This window comes from Psychroflexus sp. MBR-150 (genome assembly GCF_053628795.1).
In genome coordinates this window covers 93,490-119,292 of record NZ_JBRJHB010000003.1, presented here as the reverse complement: position 1 = coordinate 119,292, position 25,803 = coordinate 93,490, and the positions used below count along the sequence as shown (strand labels likewise).

General features: G+C 33.1%; 26 protein-coding genes. 10 read left to right on the top strand and 16 right to left on the bottom strand.

What is annotated here, in order from left to right:
• Positions 1-43: 43 nt before the first annotated feature.
• Complete coding sequence (locus tag ACSSV5_RS02740; protein WP_454244669.1) at positions 44-793, bottom strand: lysophospholipid acyltransferase family protein; 750 nt, start codon at positions 791-793, stop codon at positions 44-46.
• Positions 794-864: 71 nt separating this feature from the next.
• Here ACSSV5_RS02740 and trpS point away from each other — a divergent pair, with 71 nt between their 5' ends.
• Complete coding sequence (gene trpS, locus ACSSV5_RS02735; RefSeq protein ID WP_454244668.1) at positions 865-1,839, top strand: tryptophan--tRNA ligase; 975 nt, start codon at positions 865-867, stop codon at positions 1,837-1,839.
• A 64-nt stretch (positions 1,840-1,903) separates the two neighbouring features.
• Here the strand turns inward: trpS and ACSSV5_RS02730 are convergent, their stop codons facing one another.
• From ACSSV5_RS02730 to pyrH, 8 genes are all read right to left on the bottom strand, one after another.
• Positions 1,904-3,043 carry a geranylgeranyl reductase family protein gene (locus tag ACSSV5_RS02730; protein ID WP_454244667.1) on the bottom strand — a complete coding sequence of 380 codons (1,140 nt, stop codon included), beginning with the start codon at positions 3,041-3,043 and terminating at the stop codon, positions 1,904-1,906.
• A 35-nt stretch (positions 3,044-3,078) separates the two neighbouring features.
• Positions 3,079-3,903, bottom strand: coding sequence for a thymidylate synthase (locus ACSSV5_RS02725; protein WP_454244666.1), 825 nt, complete (start codon positions 3,901-3,903; stop codon positions 3,079-3,081).
• A 7-nt stretch (positions 3,904-3,910) separates the two neighbouring features.
• Positions 3,911-4,540 carry a hypothetical protein gene (locus tag ACSSV5_RS02720; protein WP_211064671.1) on the bottom strand — a complete coding sequence of 210 codons (630 nt, stop codon included), beginning with the start codon at positions 4,538-4,540 and terminating at the stop codon, positions 3,911-3,913.
• A 2-nt stretch (positions 4,541-4,542) separates the two neighbouring features.
• Positions 4,543-5,775: a DNA methyltransferase gene (locus ACSSV5_RS02715; protein WP_454244665.1), complete on the bottom strand. Its 1,233-nt coding sequence runs from the start codon at positions 5,773-5,775 to the stop codon at positions 4,543-4,545.
• A 31-nt stretch (positions 5,776-5,806) separates the two neighbouring features.
• Positions 5,807-8,185, bottom strand: a complete 2,379-nt coding sequence (locus tag ACSSV5_RS02710) for an efflux RND transporter permease subunit (protein ID WP_454244664.1) — start codon at positions 8,183-8,185, stop codon at positions 5,807-5,809.
• Positions 8,186-8,249: 64 nt separating this feature from the next.
• Positions 8,250-10,541, bottom strand: a complete 2,292-nt coding sequence (locus tag ACSSV5_RS02705) for a DUF5686 family protein (protein ID WP_454244663.1) — start codon at positions 10,539-10,541, stop codon at positions 8,250-8,252.
• A 69-nt stretch (positions 10,542-10,610) separates the two neighbouring features.
• Positions 10,611-11,165 (bottom strand): ribosome recycling factor, encoded by a 555-nt coding sequence (frr, locus tag ACSSV5_RS02700; RefSeq protein ID WP_211064675.1) that lies wholly within the window; start codon positions 11,163-11,165, stop codon positions 10,611-10,613.
• A gap of 19 nt (positions 11,166-11,184) precedes the next feature.
• The gene (gene pyrH / locus ACSSV5_RS02695) at positions 11,185-11,892 is read right to left on the bottom strand and encodes a UMP kinase (protein ID WP_454244662.1); all 708 of its coding nucleotides are present in this window, start codon (positions 11,890-11,892) and stop codon (positions 11,185-11,187) included.
• Positions 11,893-12,165: 273 nt separating this feature from the next.
• Here pyrH and ACSSV5_RS02690 point away from each other — a divergent pair, with 273 nt between their 5' ends.
• The 7 genes from ACSSV5_RS02690 (at position 12,166) to ACSSV5_RS02660 (ending at position 16,374) form a co-directional block, all read left to right on the top strand.
• Positions 12,166-12,399 (top strand): helix-turn-helix domain-containing protein, encoded by a 234-nt coding sequence (locus ACSSV5_RS02690; RefSeq protein WP_211064677.1) that lies wholly within the window; start codon positions 12,166-12,168, stop codon positions 12,397-12,399.
• Positions 12,374-12,697, top strand: coding sequence for a HipA N-terminal domain-containing protein (locus tag ACSSV5_RS02685; RefSeq protein WP_211064678.1), 324 nt, complete (start codon positions 12,374-12,376; stop codon positions 12,695-12,697). The genes ACSSV5_RS02690 and ACSSV5_RS02685 overlap by 26 nt, the downstream gene beginning before the upstream one ends.
• A gap of 4 nt (positions 12,698-12,701) precedes the next feature.
• Positions 12,702-13,688, top strand: a complete 987-nt coding sequence (locus tag ACSSV5_RS02680; protein WP_211064679.1) for a type II toxin-antitoxin system HipA family toxin — start codon at positions 12,702-12,704, stop codon at positions 13,686-13,688.
• Between the two features lie 78 nt (positions 13,689-13,766).
• Positions 13,767-14,753: a DUF1028 domain-containing protein gene (locus tag ACSSV5_RS02675; protein ID WP_454244661.1), complete on the top strand. Its 987-nt coding sequence runs from the start codon at positions 13,767-13,769 to the stop codon at positions 14,751-14,753.
• A gap of 74 nt (positions 14,754-14,827) precedes the next feature.
• The gene (locus ACSSV5_RS02670; protein ID WP_454244660.1) at positions 14,828-15,205 is read left to right on the top strand and encodes an ISAon1 family transposase N-terminal region protein; all 378 of its coding nucleotides are present in this window, start codon (positions 14,828-14,830) and stop codon (positions 15,203-15,205) included.
• A complete protein-coding gene (locus ACSSV5_RS02665; protein WP_454244756.1) occupies positions 15,174-16,160 on the top strand; it encodes an ISAon1 family transposase in 987 nt (328 codons plus the stop codon). The genes ACSSV5_RS02670 and ACSSV5_RS02665 overlap by 32 nt, the downstream gene beginning before the upstream one ends.
• Entirely contained in the window at positions 16,153-16,374 is a 222-nt protein-coding gene (locus ACSSV5_RS02660; RefSeq protein ID WP_454244659.1) for a transposase, read from the top strand. The genes ACSSV5_RS02665 and ACSSV5_RS02660 overlap by 8 nt, the downstream gene beginning before the upstream one ends.
• Positions 16,375-16,672: 298 nt before the next feature.
• On the opposite strand, the gene ACSSV5_RS02655 is transcribed toward ACSSV5_RS02660, so the two are convergent.
• The 5 genes from ACSSV5_RS02655 to ACSSV5_RS02635 all read right to left on the bottom strand — a co-directional run bounded on the left by ACSSV5_RS02655 (position 16,673) and on the right by ACSSV5_RS02635 (position 21,849).
• Complete coding sequence (locus ACSSV5_RS02655) at positions 16,673-18,130, bottom strand: NAD(P)/FAD-dependent oxidoreductase (protein ID WP_454244658.1); 1,458 nt, start codon at positions 18,128-18,130, stop codon at positions 16,673-16,675.
• 116 nt (positions 18,131-18,246) lie between these two features.
• Positions 18,247-19,323 carry a cytochrome d ubiquinol oxidase subunit II gene (gene cydB / locus ACSSV5_RS02650; RefSeq protein WP_454244657.1) on the bottom strand — a complete coding sequence of 359 codons (1,077 nt, stop codon included), beginning with the start codon at positions 19,321-19,323 and terminating at the stop codon, positions 18,247-18,249.
• A 2-nt stretch (positions 19,324-19,325) separates the two neighbouring features.
• Positions 19,326-20,657 (bottom strand): cytochrome ubiquinol oxidase subunit I, encoded by a 1,332-nt coding sequence (locus tag ACSSV5_RS02645; protein WP_454244656.1) that lies wholly within the window; start codon positions 20,655-20,657, stop codon positions 19,326-19,328.
• 78 nt (positions 20,658-20,735) lie between these two features.
• Positions 20,736-21,248, bottom strand: coding sequence for a DUF2202 domain-containing protein (locus tag ACSSV5_RS02640; RefSeq protein ID WP_454244655.1), 513 nt, complete (start codon positions 21,246-21,248; stop codon positions 20,736-20,738).
• Complete coding sequence (locus ACSSV5_RS02635; RefSeq protein ID WP_454244654.1) at positions 21,229-21,849, bottom strand: DUF2202 domain-containing protein; 621 nt, start codon at positions 21,847-21,849, stop codon at positions 21,229-21,231. Before ACSSV5_RS02635 ends, ACSSV5_RS02640 begins: the two co-directional genes overlap by 20 nt.
• 232 nt (positions 21,850-22,081) lie before the next feature.
• Between ACSSV5_RS02635 and ACSSV5_RS02630 the strand changes: the two genes are divergently transcribed.
• Positions 22,082-22,459 (top strand): hypothetical protein, encoded by a 378-nt coding sequence (locus ACSSV5_RS02630; RefSeq protein ID WP_454244653.1) that lies wholly within the window; start codon positions 22,082-22,084, stop codon positions 22,457-22,459.
• Between the two features lie 83 nt (positions 22,460-22,542).
• Positions 22,543-24,645: a TonB-dependent receptor domain-containing protein gene (locus tag ACSSV5_RS02625; protein WP_454244652.1), complete on the top strand. Its 2,103-nt coding sequence runs from the start codon at positions 22,543-22,545 to the stop codon at positions 24,643-24,645.
• A 53-nt stretch (positions 24,646-24,698) separates the two neighbouring features.
• On the opposite strand, the gene ACSSV5_RS02620 is transcribed toward ACSSV5_RS02625, so the two are convergent.
• Complete coding sequence (locus ACSSV5_RS02620) at positions 24,699-25,415, bottom strand: peroxiredoxin (RefSeq protein WP_454244651.1); 717 nt, start codon at positions 25,413-25,415, stop codon at positions 24,699-24,701.
• Between the two features lie 114 nt (positions 25,416-25,529).
• Positions 25,530-25,670, bottom strand: coding sequence for a type II toxin-antitoxin system HigB family toxin (locus ACSSV5_RS02615; RefSeq protein WP_454244755.1), 141 nt, complete (start codon positions 25,668-25,670; stop codon positions 25,530-25,532).
• Between the last annotated feature and the right edge of the window lie 133 nt (positions 25,671-25,803).

Here is a 25,803-nt window from a genome sequence, read left to right as displayed (position 1 = left end):
TAGATGAGTTAAGCCAATCTGTAACATATTGCTTTAAACCCTGTCAACTTTGGCAGGGTTTTTTGTTTTGAAGTTCTTTTAATATAGTTTGCCTAACCTTTTGATTAAGCAATCTTTTATCTTGAATACTAAATCCTTGTGTCTCTATAAACTCTAAAACTTTAGCACGTAAAACACCCGGTTTGCCACTAAAAAATTTATAAGAAAATTTAGCTTTATTATCATAAAAAACAATCGGTACAATGGGAATTTGATGATTGATAGCCAAGCGAAACGCACCATCTTTAAACCTGTCTAAAACAATAGACATATCATCTGGCACGCCACCTTCAGGAAAAATACAAACACTCAAGCCCTTTTCTAAACGCTCTTTTGCTTGTTGAAAAACCGCATGGCGACTTTTGCTATCTTGCCTATCAACCAAAATACAAGTGCGTTTATAAAAAAAACCAAACAATGGATATTTTGCTAATTCTTTTTTGCCAACAAACACAAAAGGATTTTTAGAAACATACAACATCATCATAATATCTATCATACTAGTGTGATTTGATACCAATAAATAACTTTTGTCTTTTTCCATTGTCTCTAAAAACTGAACTTTGGGTATAAAACCCATTCCAAATAAATTGATAACCGCCCATGTCTTTGCTACTTTAAAAAAGAATCCATACCATTCTTCCCTTAAAGTTGAAATCAATAAAAAAGGAAAGAGAATAATAATACTAAAAAGCATCAGCACATAAAACCAAATGCGCCAAAACAATCTCAATATGTTAAACAAAATTTTCATCAAGTCCAAAATTACATAAATCCTTAGATACAGATAAACAAAAGATTTATCTTTGAAAAAAATTGATTTTTATGTCACGTATTTTAACTGGAATACAAAGTACAGGAACTCCACATCTCGGCAATCTTCTCGGGGCAATTTTACCTGCCATTGAAATGGCAAACAACCCTAAAAATGACTCTTTTTTATTTATAGCCGATTTACATTCGCTCACCCAAATAAAAGATGCCAAAACTCTAAAAAATAATACTTTACACACCGCAGCAACTTGGTTGGCTTTTGGTCTTAACCCAGAAAAAACAGTGTTTTACAGACAAAGCCAAGTGGCACAAGTTACTGAATTGACTTGGTATCTCAACTGTTTTTTTCCCTATCAACGCTTGACTTTAGCCCACTCTTTTAAAGACAAATCAGATCGGCTTGAAGATGTCAATTCTGGGTTGTTTACCTATCCTATGTTGATGGCTGCTGATATTTTGCTATATGATGCCGATATTGTTCCCGTTGGTAAAGACCAATTGCAACACATTGAAATGACGAGAGACGTCGCACAGCGTTTTCATGCTAAACTTGGTGAAACATTTGTATTACCTCAGCCCAAAATACAAAAAAACACTCAACTCATTATTGGAACAGATGGCGAAAAAATGAGTAAATCAAAACAAAATATCATCAATATTTTTGACAATGATAAAAAGCTTCGCAAAACCATTATGAGTATTAAAACGGACAGCACACCATTAGAAGAACCTAAAGATCCTGATACTTGTATTGTTTTTAATCTCTATAAATGCATTGCTTCAGATGATAAAATCTCTGAAATGAAAGCCAATTATCTTAACGGCGGTTTTGGATACGGTCATGCAAAGACAGCTTTGTTTGAAGAAATTAAAGACAGATTTAAAACCGAAAGAGAAACCTTTCAACATTTAATCCAAAATCCAGAGAAAATTGAAGAAACCTTACAAGCAGGTGAAGCAAAAGCTAGAGTTGTAGCAAACGAAGTTTTAGCTCGTGTGAGACAAAAATTAGGTTATCAATCATAAGAAAAACAGCTATTTTAGAAACGATTAGTGCAAACTTCTTAAATTTTGTAAAACCCCTATAAAACTAAAACACAATCTTTTTCAAGCGTTTCTGAATACTCTTTTTATAATCATGCGGATAAGTGCGTTCGCCCATAAAAACATCGGTCATGGCGTCAGCGAGATGTTGACCAAATTGTTTAAGCATTAAATTTCTGAGGGTTTTATTTTCATAAAATAATTTAGCCAACTTTACGCCTGTTTTTAATTCTGGAAGTAGTTTTTCATCGAGTTTGTCATGGTAGTTCTTCTCTGCTTGTCTTAGGTCTAAATTGCTTTCTGCAATAGCCTTAGCAACAATTTTACCACTGTAAATAGCATTGGAAATCCCTTCTGCAGTAACAGGATCGGCAAAACCAGCAGCATCACCAATGAGAAAAACATTTTGCTTGACAAATCCATCTTTTCGAGGGCTAATAGGGATAATAAAACCGTGAGCAGAAGACGAGATAATGTTTTTGATACCAATAAAATCAACATACTGATGGTAATTTTCACGGAGTTTTGGATTCTTTTTGGTTTTCATAAAATTACCCACACCAACCGATAAGTGATTTTTTTTAGGAAAACACCAACCATAACCTAAAGGTACAACATCAATATCAAATCGTGCAGAATGAGATAAACGCTCAAAATCTTCATCGCTGACTTCTAATTCATATTCAAGTGCTGGACACATCATACGGGTTTCTTGCCAGTTAGATAGTTTAGCGGTTGGGCTTAACGCCCCATCTGCTGCAATGACAAACTTGGCTTGAATTTCTTTAGTTGAGGTTTTTAATGTTGCTATTTCACCACATTTCAATTCTTTTAAAGCTTCAGTTTGTAATAGTTCAACTCCAAATTCTTGAGCTTTTTTTACTATGAGATGATCAAAGGAATCCCGCATAATCATCGTAATAATTGGCTTGTCTCTTTTGGTTTTAAAACTAAGATTCTTACCAGCAAAGGCTATGTCAATATCAACAAATTCTCTTTCTACGACTTCAGAGATGTCAAAAGGCAGATTTTTACGACCCCGAAACACAAAACCACCACCACAAGTTTTGTAGCGGGGTAAAGTTTCCTTTTCGATAATAATGGTTTTCAAACCTAATTTTGCAGCGTGAAAAGCAGCACTCGCTCCAGATGGACCACTACCTATGACTGCAACATCATATCTCATGTTATAAAATTTGCAGATAAATTTAAATATAAATTTTAAACAGCAACTTTTCCTTTAATATGCGGATGTGGATTATAGTTTATCAACTCAAAATCTTCAAATGTAAAATCAAAAATAGAGTTTACCTCTGGATTGATTTTCATCTCTGGCAATGGTCTAAAATCTCTTGAAAGTTGCAACTTGACTTGCTCAAAATGGTTTTGATAAATATGGGCATCGCCAAAAGTATGTATAAAATCGCCGTAACCTAAATCGCAAACCTGTGCAATCATCATAGTTAAAAGTGCATAAGACGCGATATTAAAAGGCACGCCAAGAAAAATATCAGCACTGCGTTGATAAAGTTGGCAAGACAATTTTCTTTCGGCTACATAAAATTGAAAAAATGCATGACATGGCGGTAAAGCGGCTTTGCCATTAGCTACGTTGTCTGCAAAGCTTTTTGATGTATCAGGCAAAACACTCGGATTCCAAGCTGAAACTATCATCCGGCGGCTGTTAGGATTGTTATTAATGCTTTGGATAACTTCTGAAAGTTGATCGATGCTTTCGCTATTCCAGTTGCGCCATTGATGACCGTAAACTGGGCCTAAATCTCCGTTTTCATCAGCCCATTCGTTCCAAATTCGCACGCCATTGTCTTGAAGATACTTAATATTGGTATCGCCTTTGATAAACCACAATAATTCGTGAATTATGGACTTTAAATGGATTTTTTTAGTGGTCACTAAAGGAAAACCTTCGTTTAAATTGAAACGCATTTGATAGCCAAAAACACTTCTTGTGCCTGTGCCAGTTCGGTCTCCTTTGTCAGTGCCGTTTTCTAAAACGTGTTTAATCAAGTCGTGATATTGTTTCATACTAATATTATCTTTCAGCCAATATTAAATCTTTAGAATACAAGGTTCTATTTGATGCATTAAACTCATACTTTATTTTTAATTTTAAGTTATATAAGTCTAATATTTTCCAGCTTTTAGCAAAAAATTTTTCATTTTCTTTAATAATTTCAAATGAAATACCAAAATGATGAGCAAGTTCTGTAATCTTTGGATTATTGGATGGTGATAGGCAAAATGATCTTTGAGATGTATTCAAATTATTGATATTGTAAGTTTTGCACTCTAAATAATTTAACCTCTCATTATCATCATAAAAGGATATATCAGGATAACCCGTAGATTGTTTTATTCCACTCTGCGTAATTGGAGTATCAGCTTGATAGCCAATTTTTATAAGAGCTTCTTTAACAAAAGGTTCAATTTTATTTCCTACTTCATTTGCTCTGTTACTATCAATACCTATTTTATTTACCATTTCTAACACTAAATCAGCAACTTTAACAAGGTTTACTAACAAGATTTTATCATTTTTGTCCTCATGATTGAATTTTTTTACTTTATAGCCTGTTATGCTTTCAACAACAGGACTAAATTCAACTTCATCCAAGGGTTTTAACATTTCGGTTATAGGTTTTTTTAATTCAATCGAAGCCATATTTATTTTTTAAAAATTACTACACGATTAGAATTAGTACCTTTAGAGTTATTGTCAACGCCCCAAATGTTTGCGGTTTTAGTAAAAACCTGTTCGTTTATTAATATACAAACGGGTCTGAAATTCGCTTTTATGCCGAGAGGAACGACGTATTCATCTAATCTTATCTTTCCATTTCTAATTTCTCCAACTTCAAAAGCAACATGACCTCCAGGTTTTGTAATTCTGTAAAGTTCATGAAAAACATTTTGCATTTTATCACACCAATCTTCAATTTTTTTAGACATGGTAATCTTTCTCTCAACTTCATTATAGTCAATACCATTAAACCAAGCTCGCATCCAATTGTCTTTTGCATATTGTATAACATCCAAAAATGGTGGTGAAGTTACTGTTAAAGATACTTTATTTTCTGGTATTTCGTAAGTTTGAGAAGCATCTTTATTTAAAAAAACTGCTTTTTTGGAAGCTAAATTAAGATTTTGTATTTGATGTTGGTTTAAATCTCTAAGCAAAGATTTTGATTTTTTTAGAATGATTTGTTTAGCATTCCTATAATCTGGTGTTTGTTGTTTTTTATCATTTATTTTTATTTGTCTTTCTCTTGAAACAGCCTGATTTGGTGGCATGGTATAAACTGAAAAGAAACCTTTAGAATGCCCAGTCAATCGGTTGGTAGCAACCATCCTGATCCATTTATCATATTTATTTAAAGTTTGTTGGCTTTCTTTTTCTAAAATAAAAGCTCTTAAATTACACAATTCTTTAAGAGTTTTTTTATGAAAGAACATGTCTAAATAATAGTTAGTGTCTATGTCTTTCTCTAAATCTATTTTGTTTAAATACATCTCAAGCTCCTGAAGATTAGGTATTTGCAATCTTGATTCTGTAAAAATTTGACTTAAAGGATTAACATCATTACCTATTATGTTTCTTCCCAGTAAAGCGGCTTCAATTGCAGTGGTTCCTCGTCCTAAAAATGGGTCATAAACAAAATCACCTTTATAGGTTAAGTTTTCAATAAAAAACTTGGGCAGTTGAGGTTTAAAACACGCTCTGTAGGACACTTCATGTATGCTATTAGCTTGTCTTTGTTTGGCTGTCCAAAACTCGTTTGTATATTTTTTAATAGGTATTCCGTCAATATAAATTGTAGAACATATAGTTTTGGTTTCATCTTCAAATAAATCAAATGACTTTTTTAACTGAAAATTTTCTACAATTTCTGTAAACATAATTCTGATTTACTTCAAATTTAATAAAATTTCAATCTTCTTCACTTTCTATCACATTAATATGTGGCTCTTTCAATGTTTCCTTGTTGGCAATATTGCGTTCTAAAGACAAGAGTAAAGAAGGCAAAAGCAATAAATTAGAAAGCATAGCAAACAACAAAGTAGCCGAGACTAAGCCACCTAAAGCAACAGTGCCACCAAAACTGCTTATCATAAACACCGAAAATCCAAAATACAGAACAATTGAAGTATAAAACATACTCACTGTGGTTTCTCTGAGTGCTGAATAAACCGAGCGTTTAATTTTCCAATTTCTGGCTTTGAGTTCTTGTCGATATTTAGCGAGAAAATGTATAGTGTCATCTACGCTTATTCCAAAAGCAATACTAAATACCAAAATCGTAGAAGGTTTGATTGGAATATTAAGAAATCCCATCATTCCTGCCGTCATTAAAAGTGGTAAAATATTTGGAATAAGTGAGATTAAAATCATTCTAAACGATCTAAACATCCAAGCCATAAATATGGCGATAAGCAAAACTGCAAGCGACAAAGACACGACAAGATTTTTCACCAAATAGTCTGTGCCTTTCTGAAAAGTTAAAGCTTTACCTGTCATACTGACGTTGTAGCGATCTTCTGGAAATATTTTTTGGATTTTGGGATAGATTTGGGCTTCGATTTGTTCCATCCTATCGGTGCCAATATCTTTCATAAACACCGTCAACCGTGCATATTGACCAGTAGAATCAACATAAGCGTTGAGATTGCCGTTTGATTGAAAGTTTTTAAAATATGGCAACATAAAATTTTGCTCTTGTCGTGTTGGCAATTGGTAATATTTAGGTTTGCCGTTATAAAAAGCCTGTTTAGCGTATTTAGCTATATTGACTACAGATAGTGATTTTGACAATTCAGGAAATTCTTCTAAAGCTTGTCCTAATCGGTCTATGCGTTTTAAGGTTGAAAGTTTAGAAACGCCGTTTTCTCGCTTTGTATCAATTAAAAATTCTAAAGGCATGATACCGTTGAACTCTTGTTCAAAAAAACGGACGTCTTTTATAAATTCAGCTTTTTGTGGCATATCTTCAAGCAAGCTTCCCGAAACTTTTATAAAATAAATACCTATAAAACTCATTATCATAAACCCAATTGCTGTAAAGTAAATCGTAATGCGTCTATGACGCACCATAAACTCTATCCAATTGACAAATCCTTCTATCCATTTTTTACCCAAATGTTTAAGATGTTTGTCTTTTGGCGGTGCCATATAACTATAAATAATTGGGATGATCAGCAAACTCAAAATAAAAATAGATATGATATTGATAGATGCAACTACGCCAAATTCTTTTAGCAATTCACTCTGTGTAAAAATAAAAGTAGCAAAACCCGAAGCTGTGGTCACGTTGGTCATCAAAGTGGCATTTCCAATTTTAGCAATGACGCGTTGAAGCGATTTGGCTTGGTTGCCGTGTCGCTTGATTTCTTGTTGGTATTTATTGATGAGAAATATACAATTGGGTATGCCAATCACAATAATTAATGGCGGAATAATGGCGGTTAACACTGTGATTTCATAACGCATTAAACCAATAAATCCAAACGCCCAAATCACACCGATGATGACCGTTAACATTGAAATGAAAGTGGCTCGAAACGAACGAAAGAAAAAATAAAAAATAAAAGAAGTGACCAATAGTGCTGCTATGACAAACCACTTGATCTCATCAACTATATTTTGAGCGTTAAGAGTTCGCACATAAGGCATACCAGACACATAAACTTTGATATCAGTGTTTTCTGAAAAATTTTTTATTAACGGCACAAATTTCTCAAGCACAAAATCTTTTCTGATTTTAGTGTTTACGATAGAGTCTTCAAGATAAACCGCGGTTTGAATAGTCTTCGTCTTTGAATTATACACCAAACCTTCATAAAATGGCAATGAGTCAAATACAAAATGTTTAAAATCATCTAAGTTTTCTTTAGTGTAATTTTTAGTTTTAAGAATTTTTTGAAACTCAAATCTTTTCGGTTCAGAAAACTTTTTAAGATTTTGAAGGTCTGTGATATCAATCACACTCTTAATTTCACTAAACTGCCTAATGGTGTCAGAAAGTTGATCCCATTCTTTGAATTTTTTTGGCGTGAACAGTGCTGAGTCTTGAGTGGCAATAACAATAATGTTGCCTTCATCTCCAAATTTTTCTAAAAAAGATTGGTATTCAAGATTCATCGGATGCTTATCGGGTAGCAAATTGGCTTCAGTAAAAGAAAAGCCAATGTATTTCCACTGAGTAATCAAAAAGGCAGAAACGCCGATTATCAAAGTAATAAACACAATTCTGTTACGAAGAATTGTCCCAGCTATGGTATTCCAAAACCTAAAACTAAAAAGTTTTTGCATCTGCTTGAAAGCTTAAAAAATGACAAAGGTATAAAACCAAAAATATTAAATGGCAAGACATCAATTAAAGCTTTAGATTAAATGTAAATTTAAAAGCAATATTATCATCAAAGTTTGGCAAATGGTATGCACCATAACGGTAAGCAAAGCTCAAACCAAAGCCCCAAAATATTTTATTGAGCTCTATGCCAGCTTCTGAATATCCTTTGTCTAAAGTGTTAAAATCTACACCGAGATGTTTCTCTTGGTTGCTAAAATCACCTATGGCGTGTCTTGAAATCAAAACCATTTCAGGTCTGAAAGTATCGGATATTTTAAAAGGTGCTAAAGTATGTTTAATGTGTAAACTAGCCAAACGTGTGCTAAAAAATTCACTAAAAAACATGGTTTCAAAACTCTTAACACCTGCTACAGAAAACCGACCTAAAATTTTGTCATCGTTAGGTGCATTTGGATAAGCGTGAAAAGAATGCGTAAGTGGCACATCACCAAAGGCATAATTTCCTTCTAAGACAAATTCTGTGTAGCTATTGTTTAAATGCTCATAAATGTATTGACCTTTTAAATTGAGTTTGGTAAAACTTAAATCGCCACCAAAAGTGCTACCAAAATACTGTTCTACTTGTCCTGAAATAACAGGATATTGTTCTTTGACATTGATGAAGTTGTTATCAAATTTTAAAAATCGACTTCGTGGCGACCATCTTAAACTCACCATTGCTCGAGTCAAATCATAAGATTGTATAGCAATATTGCCATTAAGAAAGGCATAGTTTTCTGTTTGAAAAATTCTATCGTATGCAATTTTAAATTCAGATAATAGTTTTGGACTTAATCGTCTTTGAAGACTTAATGAAGTGGTTTTTTCCTTGTAGAAAAAAATGATGTTAACTAATCTCGGTTCAAACAAAGAATACACGCGTTCATCAGTAAGATAAATATTGCTACCTACTTCTCTCACATCATCTGTGTATTCAGCATTTAGCCATGTATTGGTATCTCTGTCAAGCAAAAAACCTGTATTGATACCAAATTTAATTTTCTTGTCTTTTGTGCCGTAAGCGACATAGCCACCAACTCTAAATTGGTCTGAAAATTCTTCGTTAGTCAAACCACCAATACCTAAACGCAAACCTTCAAAATTATTAATCTTAATCAATGTTTTTAAGTCGGTTTTCCATTTAAAAATCGGAAAAAAACCATCATTAACATTTTCGAGTTTTTTAATTCTCGAAATGGTATTTTGGCGTTTTAATGTTTGAGCAGTACCTTTAAAAAACAGACTGTCTTTTGGAGTTAAAGGTAATTTTCTGTGTGATTCCCAATATTGTGTATCGCGTTTGTGAGCGTTGTCTTCTACCAGAATATCATAATTTTCGGTATCCAGCTCGTCAGGCTCAAAATTATAGTTATAAAATATAGATTTTGAAAAAAGCTGATTGTTTTGATCGTCTTTGGCAATGCTTCGGCTATGAAGCGTTCCTATATCAACATTAGTTCCAAAAAGACTCACAGATTTGCCACCTTCTCCTGGTGTCATTTCAACCAATATTTCTTGAGTTAACCAAAGGTTTTTGGCAGAGTTTTTTTGAAAATTTTGATGTAAATTCAATTTTATTTCATCGTTTTTATTGACGTAAATTTTTGATAAAGCGTAATTATTGTCAATCTGCATCACGCCTTGTAAAAGCCGATCCGTATTGTTGAGTTTCGGACTAAATTTGATGTAATAAAATTTTTCAGTTTTATGGATCAATTCATAACGATAAGCTCTCAAATTATCAGGATGTAAAGGCGAAGCATAATCAATTTCAAAAATGACATAATCTTTGTCATACCAATTGATATCGTGCATTCTATGACTTAATATTTTAAGCACAGGCTTGTCAAAACCTTGATTTTTTTGAGCTATAATGCGTTCTCTGATTTTATGCTGGTCGATTAAAAATTCTGAAGTGCGTTCAGAAAACAAATTTTCATTGGATGTCGAATTTCGAATACTATCTCTTTTAATCAAAGTGCGGTTGTAGCGTTTAAATGCTATTTTGTCTAAACTTTTGAAAGGATTGTTGGTGCTGTCATTTTCAAAAACTTCAGCAATAATCTGGTCAGCGTTGTTTTGATTGACTTCTGATTTTTGTAAAGTAACTTGCAATTGAAAGTGCTCTAATGTTTCAGGTTGATAACCCAAAGCATAAATCTTCAAATTTTTAGGCTGTTTATCAAAACTCAATTGCCCCAAAGGATTTGAAAACACAACCGTATCTGATGTGATAGCAACTGCAAAAGCAACGGGTTCAGCATTTTGATTGACTAAATTGACAGAAACGGTTTCTTGTGCTATAAGCTTAGACAACAAACAGCATTGCAATAATATCGCAAACACTAATCTAACATACAAGAGCAAATATGATTTAAGACGATTTTATACCGTCATTATTTCCTTTTCTTTGGCTTCAAAGATTTGGTCAATTTTTTGAATAAAGTTATCCGTAATTTTTTGAATTTCATCTTCGGCATCTTTCATCTCGTCTTCAGATATATCAATGCCTTTCAATTCGTGAAGTGCATTTCTACGGTCATTTCTCACACCAATTTTAGCTTCTTCGGCTTCTGCTTTGGCTTGTTTAGACAGTTGTTTACGGCGTTCTTCGGTTAATGGCGGCACGTTGATGATCACATTGTCTCCATTGTTCATCGGGTTAAAACCTAAATTGGCGTTCATAATTCCTTTTTCAATTTCTTGAATAAGAGATTTCTCAAAAGGTTGAATAGACAATGTCCTTGCATCTGGCGTGTTGATGTTGCTCACTTGATTAAGCGGTGTCATTGTGCCGTAATATTCAACCATCACCGTTGATAGCATAGTTGGATTTGCTTTTCCAGCTCTAATGTTTTGCAACTGTTTCTTTAAGTGAGTTATGGATTTTTCCATATCTTCTTTTGTAGAATCTAATATAAAGTCTAAATCTTCGTTCATAATTTAATTTTTAATAAATTTATAAATTGACTTTTGTGCCTATTTTTTCACCGGAAACGACTTTAAGCAAATTTCCTTTTATATTCATATCAAATACAATAATGGGCAATTCGTTTTCTTGACTTAAGGTAAAAGCAGTGGTATCCATCACTTTTAATCCCTTTCTAAGCACATCATCAAAAGTGATGAAGTCAAATTTTGTTGCCGCTTTATCTTTTTCTGGGTCTGCTGTATAAATACCGTCAACGCGAGTGCCTTTCAAAATAACGTCTGCTTCAATTTCAATCGCTCTTAAAACGGCAGCAGAATCTGTTGTAAAATAAGGATTACCTGTACCACCACCAAAAATAACTACACGGCCTTTTTCTAAATGTCGCATTGCTTTTCTTCGAATAAAAGGCTCAGCGACTTCGTTAATTTTTATAGCCGACTGTAAACGGGTTTGTATGCCGTGGTCTTCACAAGCACTTTGCAAAGCCAAGCCATTGATAACCGTAGCCAACATTCCCATATGGTCGCCCTGAACGCGATCCATACCTTTGCTGGCACCAGCAATTCCTCTGAAAATATTGCCACCACCAATAACAATTGCCACTTCAATCCCTTTATCAACTGCACTTTTTATTTCTTTAGCATATTCTGCCAGTCTTTCAGGGTCTATTCCATATTGACGATTTCCCATCAATGCTTCGCCAGAGAGTTTTAAGAGTATTCGTTTGTAAGGCATAAATTCATATCTTGGGTTGCAAATATAGATAATTACAGTTTAGGTTTTTAACTTATGGCTTGCTTTTGTGTCTTAAAAACATTTAAATTTTCTAAGGCTTTTGACATAAAATAATTTTTGGATTAATTTTTTTCAAGAATAATTCACTTTAAGAAGTAAAATTTTAGAGTGATAAATGTTTAAATTGACATTTTATTTAAATGTGCAATAAAACGCTCTTTTTATAGTTTATGTTAAATATTTTTGTATTTTTACGAATAATAGAGCAATATTATGCACTTTGAAGAATTAATTAAAACTGTAAAAAAACGTAGAGAAAATCTGAAGGTTAACCAAGATCATTTGGCGAAACTTTCTGGAGTTGGTTTAAGAACAATTAAACAATTTGAAAGTGGAAAAGGTAATCCTACTTTACTGACCATTCAAAAATTAGCTGATGTCTTGGGTTTAGAAATTTGTTTAAAAGTCAAAACTAATATAGATGAGAAAGGCAAGAATACTTTATAAAAATCAGCACACTGGTATGTTGACTCAACACGACGATGATTCTTTTACTTTCAGGTATGATGATTTATGGTTGAATGATAAGACAAAACCAGCTATTAGTTTAACATTACCAAAAACTCAACAAGAATATCACTCAGAATTTTTGTTTCCTTTTTTTTATAATATGTTGCCAGAAGGTTCTAACAAGCAAGTGGTTTGTAAGTTGAACAGATTAGACTTGAACGATTATTTTGGTTTGTTGCTTACAACAGCAAAAAACGATACTATTGGTGCAATAAAAGTTATTAAAACAGACTAATTCTATGATTTTAAAAGACATCAAATACTGTCCTGGCACATTAGCTAAAGGTCATGGCACATATAGCCGGAAGTGCCTGAAAAAAGTATTTAATGGAAAAAAAGTCAATCATATATTAGCTTACGACTCACCGGCTTCAAATCCCAATTCGGATCAATTATTTGACGATAACCGCAAACGTATTTCCATTTCTGGTGTGCAAGAGAAGTTTTCTGTATTGCTTGATAAAAACAAACTCAGATTAACTCAAGAAGGAGAGCAAGGTGAGTATATTCTCAAACCTATCCCGAGCGTTGGAAAAAAAACTGAATCTATGCCTGCTAACGAGCATTTAACAATGCAAATTGCAAGACAAGCTTATGGAATTGATGTTGCTGAAAATGCTCTAATATTTTTCAGAAACGGCTCTCCTGCTTACATTACAAAAAGATTTGATTTGAAAGATGACGGCTCTAAAATAGCCCAAGAAGATTTTGCTTCACTTGCTGGAAGAACTCCACAAACTCACGGTGAACATTATAAATATTTAGGTAATTACTTTGAATTATTTCAGCTTTTAAAAAAATATGTTCCTGCTTACTTTACCGAAGCTCCAAAGCTTTTGAAACTTCTAATGTTCAATTATTTATTTTCAAACGGTGATGCCCATTTTAAAAATTTTTCACTTGTTGAAACTGCATTTGGTGATTTTAAATTAAGTCCTGCGTATGATTTATTAAATAGTAAGATACATATTGATGATAATGATTTTGCTTTAGAGGATGGACTTTTACCAAAAAAAATAGCACAAGGTAAAGTAAGCTTTCAATTTAAAGTCCTTTCAGAAAAAGCAGAGATAAATGAAAAAGTTTATAACGATATATTGAATACAATGTTAAACCAAACTCATATAGTAGAAAGATTAACTTTTTCTTCTTTTATGGATAAAAAAACCCAACTAAATTATTTTCAATCGTATCAAACTCGACTAAAGAAACTTAAAAATGAGTAATGTCTAAAAAACGAAAAATATAAATGTTATAAATAAATAAAACTCTGTCACTTATATATTTAAAAAAAATCATAAAAAATGAAAAACATAATTATTTTGAGTTTATCTTTAATTATCAACTCACTTTACGCACAAAAGCAAGTTTATAAAGATCAATTTGCACACACGTTTTCAATCGTTGCTAAGGATGAAAAAACTGGAGAAATGGGCGTTGCCGTCCAAAGTCACTGGTTTTCAGTCGGAACAGTTGTAGCCTGGGCAAAATCGGGTGTTGGTGCTGTGGCAACGCAATCTTTTGTCAATCCGTCTTATGGGCCAAACGGACTTCAATTGATGCAAGAAGGCTTATCTGCTGAAGAAGCTTTAGAAAAACTCATCAAAATGGATCAAGGCGAAGCTTTTCGGCAAGTAGCTTTTGTTGATAAAAATGGTAATACTGCAGCTCATACTGGCGAAAAATGTGTTGAATCTGCAAGTCATATTTCTCACCAAAATTTTTCGGTTCAAGCCAATATGATGCTTAACGACAAAGTTGTGCCAGCTATGCAATATGCATTTATGAAACACGATGATTTGCCTTTGGCTGAACGATTGGTTGAAGTTTTAAAAGCTGCTCAAAAAGCCGGTGGCGACATTCGCGGAAAACAATCTGCAACACTTCTTGTGGTTGGTCCAGAGCTTGTTGAACATCCTTGGGAAGATAAATTGGTAGATTTACGGGTTGACGATCATAAAAATCCCATAAAAGAATTAGAACGCCTGCTCAAAGTCAAACGCGGTTATGACTGGATGAATAAAGGCGATCTCGCCATAGAAGATGATGATATTGAAGCTGCACTTGAAGCTTATTCTAAAGCTGAAGAACTGCTGAAAGGTAATATTGAAGTTACTTATTGGAAAGCCATTTCACTTTGGAATGCTGGTGAAAAAGAAAAAGCTGTTCCTATTTTAAAACGTATTTTTAAAGAAGATAAAAACTGGAAAACCTTAACCTATCGCCTGATAGATTCAGAAATCATCAGTGCGTCTGAAGAAGAATTAGATAAATATTTTAGTTATGAATAATACTTTTAAGCTTTACGTTACAACTTTAGGGACACACGTAAAAGATGGGGATTTCATATATTAGTGGCAAAAAAATGAAAGAATATCTATCTCTATTTTTACCAGAAGCATTATTAGATCATTTTGACTTAGGTTTAATACAAGAACTCGGAGAAATATCACATAAACGGATGATTTATCAAATACATCTAACAGAGAAAAACGAATTACCCAAAGGCTATTCCAAAAAGGATTATGAATCAAAAGGGTTTTATAGGGCAAAAACTATTCAAGACTTTCCTATACGTGGTAAAGCGGTATATTTAATAATTAAGCGCCGTAGATGGCGACACAAGATTACGAAGCAGGAGTTGAAAAGTGATTATTCATTTATAGCAGAAGGTTCTAAATTAACTAATGAGCTTTCTGATTTTTTAAAAGATACAGGTCGAGACCCGAGAAGACACCATTAGCAATATTGCTAGTTATTACTACATACCAGCCGATAAACTTCGACGTCATTACAAGAAGTATAGCAGTGGGTTCAAGGATTGGGATCAAAAGGCTCACGCCGAAGATTATATGCTTTTTCCTGAAAATATAGGCAGTAAATTAAGTATAGATGAAGTAAGCCTATCCAAGGGAGAGCTCTATACTTTTGTAACCAATAAAACAGGGCGTTCAAAAAAAGGAACCTTAGTTGCATGTATTAAAGGGACACGTTCTGGCGACTTACTTAAAACTTTAGAAAAATTACCTCTGGAAGCACGTAAACAAGTTAATGAAGTTACATTAGATATGGCTAAAAACATAGAATTAGCCACTAAACTATCCTTTCCAGAAAGCACCTTAGTAACAGACCGCTTTCATGTTGTTAAGTTAGTTACAGAAGCTCTACAACATATCAGAATACAACTACGATGGAAAGAATTAGATAAAGAAAATAAAGCCATACAAGAAGCTAAAAAACAAGGGTTAAAATATAAACCTATAATCTTATCAAATGGAGATACTCCCAAACAACTACTGAGCAGAAGTAGATACATTATTGCTAAAAAACCAAATCAATGGACAGATAATCAACAAAAACGTGCAAAACTGTTATTCAAAAAATACCCAAATCTTCAAAAGGCTTACAAGCATACTTTAGAATTTAGAAATCTATATGAAATAACTGACAAACTAAAGGCTCAGGAAGGCTTCAATTTATGGATAGAAGATACCTATAATAATGAATTGAAAACTTTCTATACAGCGGCTAATACTATTAAAGCTAACTTTAAAAACATCCTAAACTTTTTTAACAACAGAAATACAAATGCTAATGTAGAATCTTTTAATGCTAAAATCAAACTCTTTAGAGCTAATCTAAGAGGAGTAACTGACACCTCATTCTTCCTTTTTAGATTACACAAACTTTTTGCCTAATCCCCAAAAAATAAATGTGACCCAAAAAGGGAAGCAGAAAGAAGAATATAATGAGAGAAGCCAAATAGAAAGGAAATTTGGGCAAGCCAAACAAGCTTATGAACTCAACAATATTAAAGCTAAGCTTGGCAATACATCTCACAGTTGGATTGAAGCCATTCTATTTATAACAAATTTTGTAAAGCTTGCCGAAATCTATAACTTTAAATTTTAACTTTCTGAGGAAACCCTAAATTAAAAAAAATCAACCAATCATGAAGGTTGATTTGCTTTTCTTGTACCGCCATGTCCACCTGCTACAATAAACAATACTTTAATACTTAATATAAAAAATTTAAAAAGTTGTATTATTGGATTCGTCATTTTAAATCTTTGTATGGATGATATTCTTTTCATAATTTCATTTTATATTTTATTGACAACTAGATTCATTTCTTTAGCTTTTCAGGAATCAACTTTTTTTCTAGTTTGATTCCTGTTCTGAAATCTCATTTTTCAAGGTCTGATTCCCTTTATTCAGGAATCAACCACCAAAGTGGTTTCATTTTAGCTTTATATATAAAGGCATAATGTAATGCTAATTTTAACCAATGACCTGCCAATCCTATAGAGCCAAAGGTTTTTCCCAGATGTCTTCCTTGGGTTTTTGGGTATTTATGATAATCTGGAACAATAGGAAAGGTTGTAATACTCACACCACTTCCTGTTGTTAACCCATAACCAGCTGAAGCAATACAAGCTGCACCCATATTACCCATTGATCCTTTATGATGTAAGGATTCTTTAGCATTTTTTATGGTATCTATGATATTGTCTGCTACTACTTTTGCTGTAATTCCAGATGGCATGCCAGTTCTTGGCGGTGCAGGAAAAATCTCAGTGCCATTTTTACTTTTTCTAGGTTTAGATATGCTATGTGGTGGCGCAAAGGCAATGCCTGGAGCAAAAATGTTTTTATAGGAAGGATTTTGATAGGTTTCTGGCCAATCTTGAACGGTCCATTCTTCGTAAGGTCTTGGTGTATAGTCGGCATCAACAATCATGAATCCTTTAAACAACTTATCTGTAATGTCATTATTATTTTTATCGAATGCTTTAAAACCATGACCTGAAAACGATGGGATAAGCATGGCAAAATCGTAGGTTTCGGTTTTATATTCTCCTTCCAGATTTTCGTAATGTGCCACACCATCTTCAATTTTATTAACTCCAGCTCCAAGAATCCATTTAATATCTCTGTCTTCAAAAACCATTTCAACCATTTCATGGGATTTCATGGTCAAACTTCCATAACTTAATAACATACCATCCATGCCAAAATCAGCTAGCTGATATTCATTTGATATCCAAGTAATTTCAGCCATATCACGAACTTTATGACGGTGCAATTCCTGTTCAACATTTAAAATATATTCAAAGGCAGCACCTTGGCAAGTTGCTTTGGCATGACCTGTACCAATCAAGATTTTCACTTTTTTACCCTGTTTCATTTCTTGGATAACATTGTTCAAGCCTTCCCAAGCCTGTTCTGCATGGGTATAAGTACAAACAGAATAGGTTTTGTTTTTTCCTGGAACCAAACCATTAGTAGCTTCAAAATTAAGTTTTGGTCCTGTTGCATTTATTAGGTAATCATAGGTAACTTTTTCTTGGGTTCCTTGTTTGTCACCAGTTACATATTCAGCCATAACAAATGGTTTGCTTTCCTCTTGGTCTCCTTCTGGGTGAAAACTTATTGCTTTTGCTTGCTTAAAATCAATACCTTTCTTTTTATATAATGGGGCTAATGGGAACAGTATTTTTTTTGATTTCATTCTCCCAATTCCAACCCAAATATTTGATGGGATCCATTGATAATTACTATTGGGAGATACCACAACTACTTCATGCGCTTTTGAGAGCTTTCTTCGTAAATGGGAAGCAGCTACATGACCTGAAATACCAGCTCCTAATACAACTATTTTTGACATGATTATTGATTTAGTTTGTTCAAATGTACTTTGATATAATAAGTTAAACTGTCACAATTGTTACATAATATATAAAAGCAATTTTGAGCAATTTTTGTTATTTGTAAAATATCATTTTAATGCTCGCCATAACCTACATCATCCAGTTTGCCTTTGAAAACTTTATATTGAATTGTTAAGTAAACAGCGACCAAGATTAATGCAATAAAAAACCAGTTTAAACCAACAGATAGTCCATAGTTTTCAGCGGCCACATTGTAAATGGTTAATGCAGGATTAACATCATTGGTTGATGGTAATACTTTAGGGAAAATTGATGCTACAGTTGAAGCAAGCCCACCGAACAAAAAAAGTGATGAAAAGGCAAAACCATAGCCATCTTTTTTTAGTGATTTCACTTTAAATAACCCGACTAATCCAATACTAGTGATTAAAGGGAATAACCATAGCCAAGGATCCTTAGCAAAGTTTTGAAAAGGATTAGGTTCTATAATATGCCATACCAACAAGGTTATGATACTTAATACTAACAATACAATTGTTAGCATAAAAACCACTTTCTTTAATTTTTCATTTAAACCTGAATTGGTCTTGAAAATAATCCAATTAGCACCATGAATAGTTATAGCAATTACGGCAACAATACCTAATAAAATAGTGAACCAATCAATAATGCCTAAATGTTCTGATTGCGGACTAAACGTTGTATTCCAAAGGGGTAAAAAGAAATAATGAGCTTCTTGTGTTGAGACGCCATTTGTAACATTGCCCAGATTAACACCTCTGACAATATTGCCCAATGCAATTCCAAAAAATAGAGCCAAAAGCAAACTGGCTATTCCAAAAGCTTTATCCCAAATACTTTCCCACATAGAATTTTTTACTTGCCCTCGTAATTCTAAACCAATGGCTCTAAAAATAAGCAACCATAAAATCATAATCAGTGGTAAATAAAATCCGCTAAAAGAAGATGCATATAAGGTTGGAAATGCAAAAAACAGGACACCGCCAGCAGCAATTAACCATACTTCGTTAGCATCCCAGAAAGGGCCAATGGCATTAGTAATTGCTTTTTTATCTTTTTCAGTTTTAGCAAAGAATAAATGAATGATTCCCGCTCCAAAATCATACCCATCTAGAATTACATAAACGGCTAACATTGTCATTAAAACGATATACCAGAATAATTCCATAATCAGTGTTTTATAATTTGTGGGCCTTTATTAACAATTTTTCCTATTAGCATAAGAAATAACAAACCTAAAAGCAAATACAAACCTATGAATCCCAATAAAGTAAATAATGTATTACCTGATGATACCGTTGGAGAAGCTCCTGCTGTGGTTCGCAATAAATTATAGACCAACCAAGGTTGTCTGCCAAGCTCTGCAGTGTACCAACCTGTAGTGTTGGCTATGTATGGAAATGGTAACATAAACAGGATAGCCCATAAAAGCCATTTGGTTTTATATAATTTTTTTCTAAAAAGTTGAACACTCGCAAGCAACATTAAACCTATAAAAATAGTACCCAAACCAACCATAATATGATAGGCATAGTATAACCCCGGAATGTTTGTAGGATAATCTTTGGCATCAAATTCATTTAAACCTTTAATTGGAATATTCCAATTTTGATACGTTAAAAAGCTTAATACATTAGGCACTGCAATTTTATTGTCCAGTTTCTTTTCTAACATATTGGGCTGGCCTATGAGTATGATTTCAGAACCACCTTCTTCAGTTTTAAAGATACCTTCCATGGCCGCAAAGGTTACGGGTTGGTGCTTTACCACGTTTTTTGTAGTTAAATCACCCGTTGGAAATACGACCAATACTGAAGAAATCAATCCGAAGATAACGCCTGTTTTAACAAACAATTTACCAAATTCGCTATGTTTATTGTTTAAAATATAAAATGCTCCAATGGCAGCTACAACAAATGAAGATGTTACTATGGATGCCGCTTGATTATGAAGATATGATGGCCATAACCACGGATTGGTAAACAAGGCTCCAAAATTATTTAGAACAAACTTACCGTTTTCTAAAATTTCATATCCTACAGGATATTGCATCCATGAATTGGTTGCTATAATTAAAAAGCCACTGGCCCAAGAGCCCAAGAACACTAAAAAGCCTGTTAAGAAATGTAGTTTATGGCCCAGTAATTTTTCCCCAAAAAGGAACAAGCCTAAAAATGAGGATTCCAAAAAGAACGAAAACATACCTTCCATAGCTAAGGTTTGGCCAATGATACCACCTGTAAGTTCAGAAAATTTCGCCCAGTTGGTTCCAAATTGAAATTCCATGGGGATACCTGTCACAACGCCCATGGCAAAATTTAGGGCAAAAATTTTCATCCAGAATTTGGCTGCCTCATTGTATTTGTCAATATGGGTTCTTAAGAACTTCCATTTAAAAAAGACTACCATTAATGACAGTCCCATGGTTAATTGGGGAAACAGATAATGGAACGTAATGGTAAAAGCAAACTGCATTCTATCATAAAAAAGCATATCTTCCATTGTAAGATTTTTAGTTGTTTAAAAATACACAAAACTAATTAACTAGCCGTGTTTTTAATTTGATTTATGAAGTTTATATCAAAATCTTGACAAATTTCTGTTAAAAGCCCGCAAATGATTATTGGAAGCAAAAATAAGTTTTGAATACACTTCGTTAATTTGAGAATTAGTGGTGAGTTTTCTGATTTTTTCTAAATCGTTAATGTCCGTTATTTCAATGGTTTTGCCTACTTCTAGAGCATCCTGTCTTGATTGTGACCCTTTTTCAATCAAATCATCGTACAGTTTTTGTAACTGTTCATTATAAAACACACCACGCTCACTACTTAATTGATAGCTTACTTTATTGGTGTTTAATAAATACGCCATCATATCCATATGTTGTTGTTCGCTTTGTTTGATTTTGTTAAAAACCATTAAGCCCCATTTGTTGTCTAGAAACTCATACACATCGCGAGCTACTTTTTCTTCTTCCAGCATATATTTCATGTCAATTACTTCCTGGTTTGAAAGATTTGCATTTTGGCTAAATGAGTTAAAAGACATTATTGAAATAATAATTACAGATGTTTTAAAGATTACATTTTTCATTACTTCCAGATATTATTTGGTTATATTCTTCTTCAGTTAAAAATTGTGCAGTATATGTTTCTCCTATACTTTCAATTGTAGAAACAAAACTTCTAAGGTGATTTCTTGAACCACATTTTAAACTTTCAAAAACAGAGATTAATGACGTATTGGCAGTATTATCAATATACTCCTGTAAATCTACAATATCTAAATCTTCAATTGTTGCTCCAATTTGTAAGGCATTTAATAGACTTATTTGACCACTTTGAACAAATTGATCATAAAAGCCTTGTAATGTTTCATTATTAAACTCACCATAAGGCAAAACTGTATATGAAATATTATGTAATTCAAGTAAATTGGTAACGGCATTCATGTGTGATTGCTCACTTTGTTTAATATTTTCAAATTGGTTAATTCCCCATTGGCTATATAAAAACTCATAAGTGTCTCTCGCTAGTTTTTCTTCTTCTATCATGAAAAGTAAAGCGTCTGTATCTGTTTGAAGAAGTTCAACACTATTTATTGCTTCTAAATTATTATCATCATTAGAACATGACGTAATGAATGGAATTGTCATTATTATTAAGACGATTTGAAATGTTTTAAAATTTTTCATAATACATATTTAATGTTTTATTAATGGCATCTTTTTTTGTTCATAATAACCACTTAGAACTTTTTTTATTAGTTCAAATGTAGTCTAAAAAAAAAATGTAATTAGTAACCAATGTTACTCAAGTCATTAATCTTTATGGTTTTATAATTTATTTAACATGTCGATTAAAAATTTTACTATGGATGTCATAAAAGTTTCATTATGATAGCATAAAAATTTTATTTTTGCACCGTTGAAAATAGCAGCTCTCATATTATCCCATGTGCTTACGCTGACCATGTTGTTTAACAGTTTGCAACTATCGTTTACGTATGCCTATTATTATTTGGACAAAGCAGATTTTATTGACATGCTTTGTGTGAATAAAGACAAGCCGGAAATGCATTGTGACGGTAAGTGCCATTTAAAAAAAGTAGCTCAAAATAATAATGCAAATACAGATAAAATTCCAACCAAGAACTTAAATTTAAAAGAAGTCATCTTGTTTGTTGTTGAACAAACCACCTATAGTTTTTTAAACAACCCGTTTGAGAAATCTGAAAAGCCATATTACAATAATTTATATGCGTATTCAGCAATATCTGTTTTAGATCACCCGCCGCAAGCATAGTTCACATATTTTTATTTTTTAAACCAAAAGGCTAAACAGTCTTTTGAAAACTTAATTATTTCAATTTTTTTAAACAACAAAAAATGAGAACATTTTATAGTGTGCTTTGTTGCACGCTTATTTATGCTATGTCTTTTTCCCAAGAGGAAACAGATAAGGCCCAAGATGCAATTACCCAAAAAACAGTACAGCTTGATGAGGTTTTGATAACGGGAAATGCTGTCACAGACCCTGTTTTGACCAAAGTATCAAATGACTATCAAAAAAATATTGTGCAACCAAAAAATATAGCCGACTTGTTTAATAACATCAATGGTTTTTCGGTTATAAAGCGGGGTAATTACGCTACAGATCCATCGTTTAGGGCATCACAATATGAACAACTGAACATTCAATATGATGGTGGCACCAAGGCAATGAACGCTTGCCCAAACAGAATGGATCCTATTACCACACATATTATTCCGGAGGAAGTCTCAAAAATAGAAATCATTAAAGGGCCTTACACGGTAAGATATGGTTCTACTTTTGGAGGGGTTATAAATATTGTAACAAGTAAAACAAGTTTAGAAGAAGCTGGCTTTCATGGAAAAGTGTCTGGTGGTTACGAGTCTAATGGAAATTCCTTCGTTACCATGTTGCAATTGCAGCAGATTGCCGATACTTATGATATTGTTGGCAATGTTGGTTATAGGGATTTTGGAAATTATGAGGATGGTAGCCAAACTGAAATTCCGTCATCATTCCGTAGTACGGATTACGGACTAAAATTTGGTTATAACTTTGCTGAAAGCCAACGCTTGCAAGCACATTGGAGACAATCTTTTGGTAGGGATGTGCTGCATGCCGGCTTGCCCATGGATACCGATTATGATAATAGCAGTATTCTGTCATTGGATTATAAATGGTCAAACATGGGTGATATTTTAAAATCTTTGACTGCTAAAGCCTATTACAGTTATGTAGATCATTTAATGACCAATAATGGTCGGCCATCTTTTATGATGACTGAAGCAGCATCAGTTGTTGAAGCAACAACAACAGGAGGTAAGTTGGAGCTTAACTGGAAGCCATTTAGCAAACTTAATGTGTTTAGTGGTTTGGATGTGTTACATATTGCTAGAGATGGGGGCAGAGATAGGTTGGTTAAAGTTATGGATGGAACCATGTTGCCCATGCCTATGCTGTTTCATGATAAAGTATGGCAGGATTCCTATATAAATGATATCGGGGTGTTTACAGAGGCCAAATGGTCCGTAGCTCCATCTACTATCATAACGGCAGGATTGCGCACAGACATTGTAACGTCTGATATTAAAGACCCCGAAGTGGATTTTGATGCCATGTACTATTTAAGAAAACGAACCGAACAAAACGTAAGTGGAACGGTTTCGATTAAAAAAATAGTATCAGATAAATTTATGATTGAAGCGGCCTTTGGTAGAGGCGTGCGGTCGGCCAATATGATTGAACGGTTTATCAATCATTTTACCGTTGGCCAAGATTCGTATGAATATATTGGAAATCCTGATTTAAAAGCGGAGATTAACAATCAGTTTGAGATAGGATTTAAGGGATATGAAAATCTGAACAATGGGTTTGATAAATTCAGCTATGAAACCTCTTTTTACTATTCATTTTTTGATAATTATATTATTGCTTTAGAAGATGCTAGTTTAACAAGAAAATATATGCCATCATTACAGCCAGTTCACCCTAAGGTTTTTCAAAATTTAGATAACGCCTATAAAACAGGCTTTGAGGTTATGGGAAAATTAGATTTTTTAAACAATTATTATTTTAAAACCGAGGCTACTTACGTGTATGCAAAAAATAAAGATCTATCAGAGTCTTTACCACTTATACCTCCATTTAACATTACCCTTACAACAGGTTTTGAAAAGAATAAAATTTGGGCCAATGCACAATATAACATCAATAGTAAACAGTCTAATATTGCTAAAAGCTTTGGTGAAATGGAAACGCCGGGTTATGGAACTTTAGACCTTCGTTTTGGAATAAAGCCTTTTAAAAATATGTCTTTAGGAGTAGCGGTTTTAAATGTGTTTGACCAAACCTATCATGATCATCTAAACTTTTCATTTAATAACCAAGCAGATTTTGGAGCTGTACCAATTACAGAACCCGGAAGAAATATAACCGTGTTTTTTCAAAAGAAATTTTAGTTAAAAAAAGAGCATCAAATTTTTGATGCTCTTTTTTAATCTGATTAATCTTTTTATTTTTTTAGTATCTCTTTTAATACTAAATCTTTATCTAGTTTTTTAGTGCAGAAAAACCAATCTTCACATTCTAAATCATCAGTGTTACCCATTCTTTCTTCAGCAACACCACAAGACCCAGCTGGTGAAACGATAACATCGTCTCCTGGGTACCAATCAGCAGGCGTAGACACATTGAATTTGTCAGAGGTTTGCATAGCTATTAAGGCTCTGTAAATCTCATCAAAGTTTCTTCCTAAACTTAAAGGATAATAAATAATGGCCCTTACAATACTTTTAGGATCAATAAAAAATACGGCTCTTACGGCTTGTGTTTTACTTTCTCCGGGTTGAATCATGCCATATTTTTTGGCAACTTCCATAGAAATATCCTCAATTAAAGGAAATTTTACTTCAATGTTTTTCATGCCATTGAATTTAATTTTATCCTTAATGGTTCTTAACCAAGCAATATGGCTATATATTCCATCAATAGAAAGTCCTACTAATTTACAATTTGCGTTTGCAAATTTTTCTTCTAAATGGGCAAAAGTTATAAACTCTGAAGTACAAACAGGTGTAAAATCTGCTGGATGACTAAAAAGTATGGTCCATTCACCTTCAAAATCTGAAGGAAAATTAATGTCTCCTTGGGTAGTTACTGCTTTAAATTCGGGTGCTTTGTCACCAATTCTTGGCATTGAAAATTGTTGTTGTTCTTGTTCTAACTCCATAATACTATAATTTTTATTTATTAAATAATTAATTTCTGTAAAAATAATCTATAAAAAGTTGCTAAATAGTAACTTTTGTTACATATATGCATTAAATTTTAGGAAAAAACATACCTATTTATTTCCTACATAATCAACACCATTAAAAGTATTTCTGATAACACTTAAATTTTTCCAGCTACTTGAATTTGTTGTATGATACCAATAATTTAAGGGAGTTTCTACATCAGCGTGTTTCTTTGCAAATTCCTGTATTCATTTATAGGTAATTATGTGCATTCATTAATTGTCTTACAAACAAATATAAAGCATAATATTGTGTTACAAAATTATATTTTGAATATTGTAATTTTTTAAATAACGTGAGCTCGATTTATTGAAGGCTGTA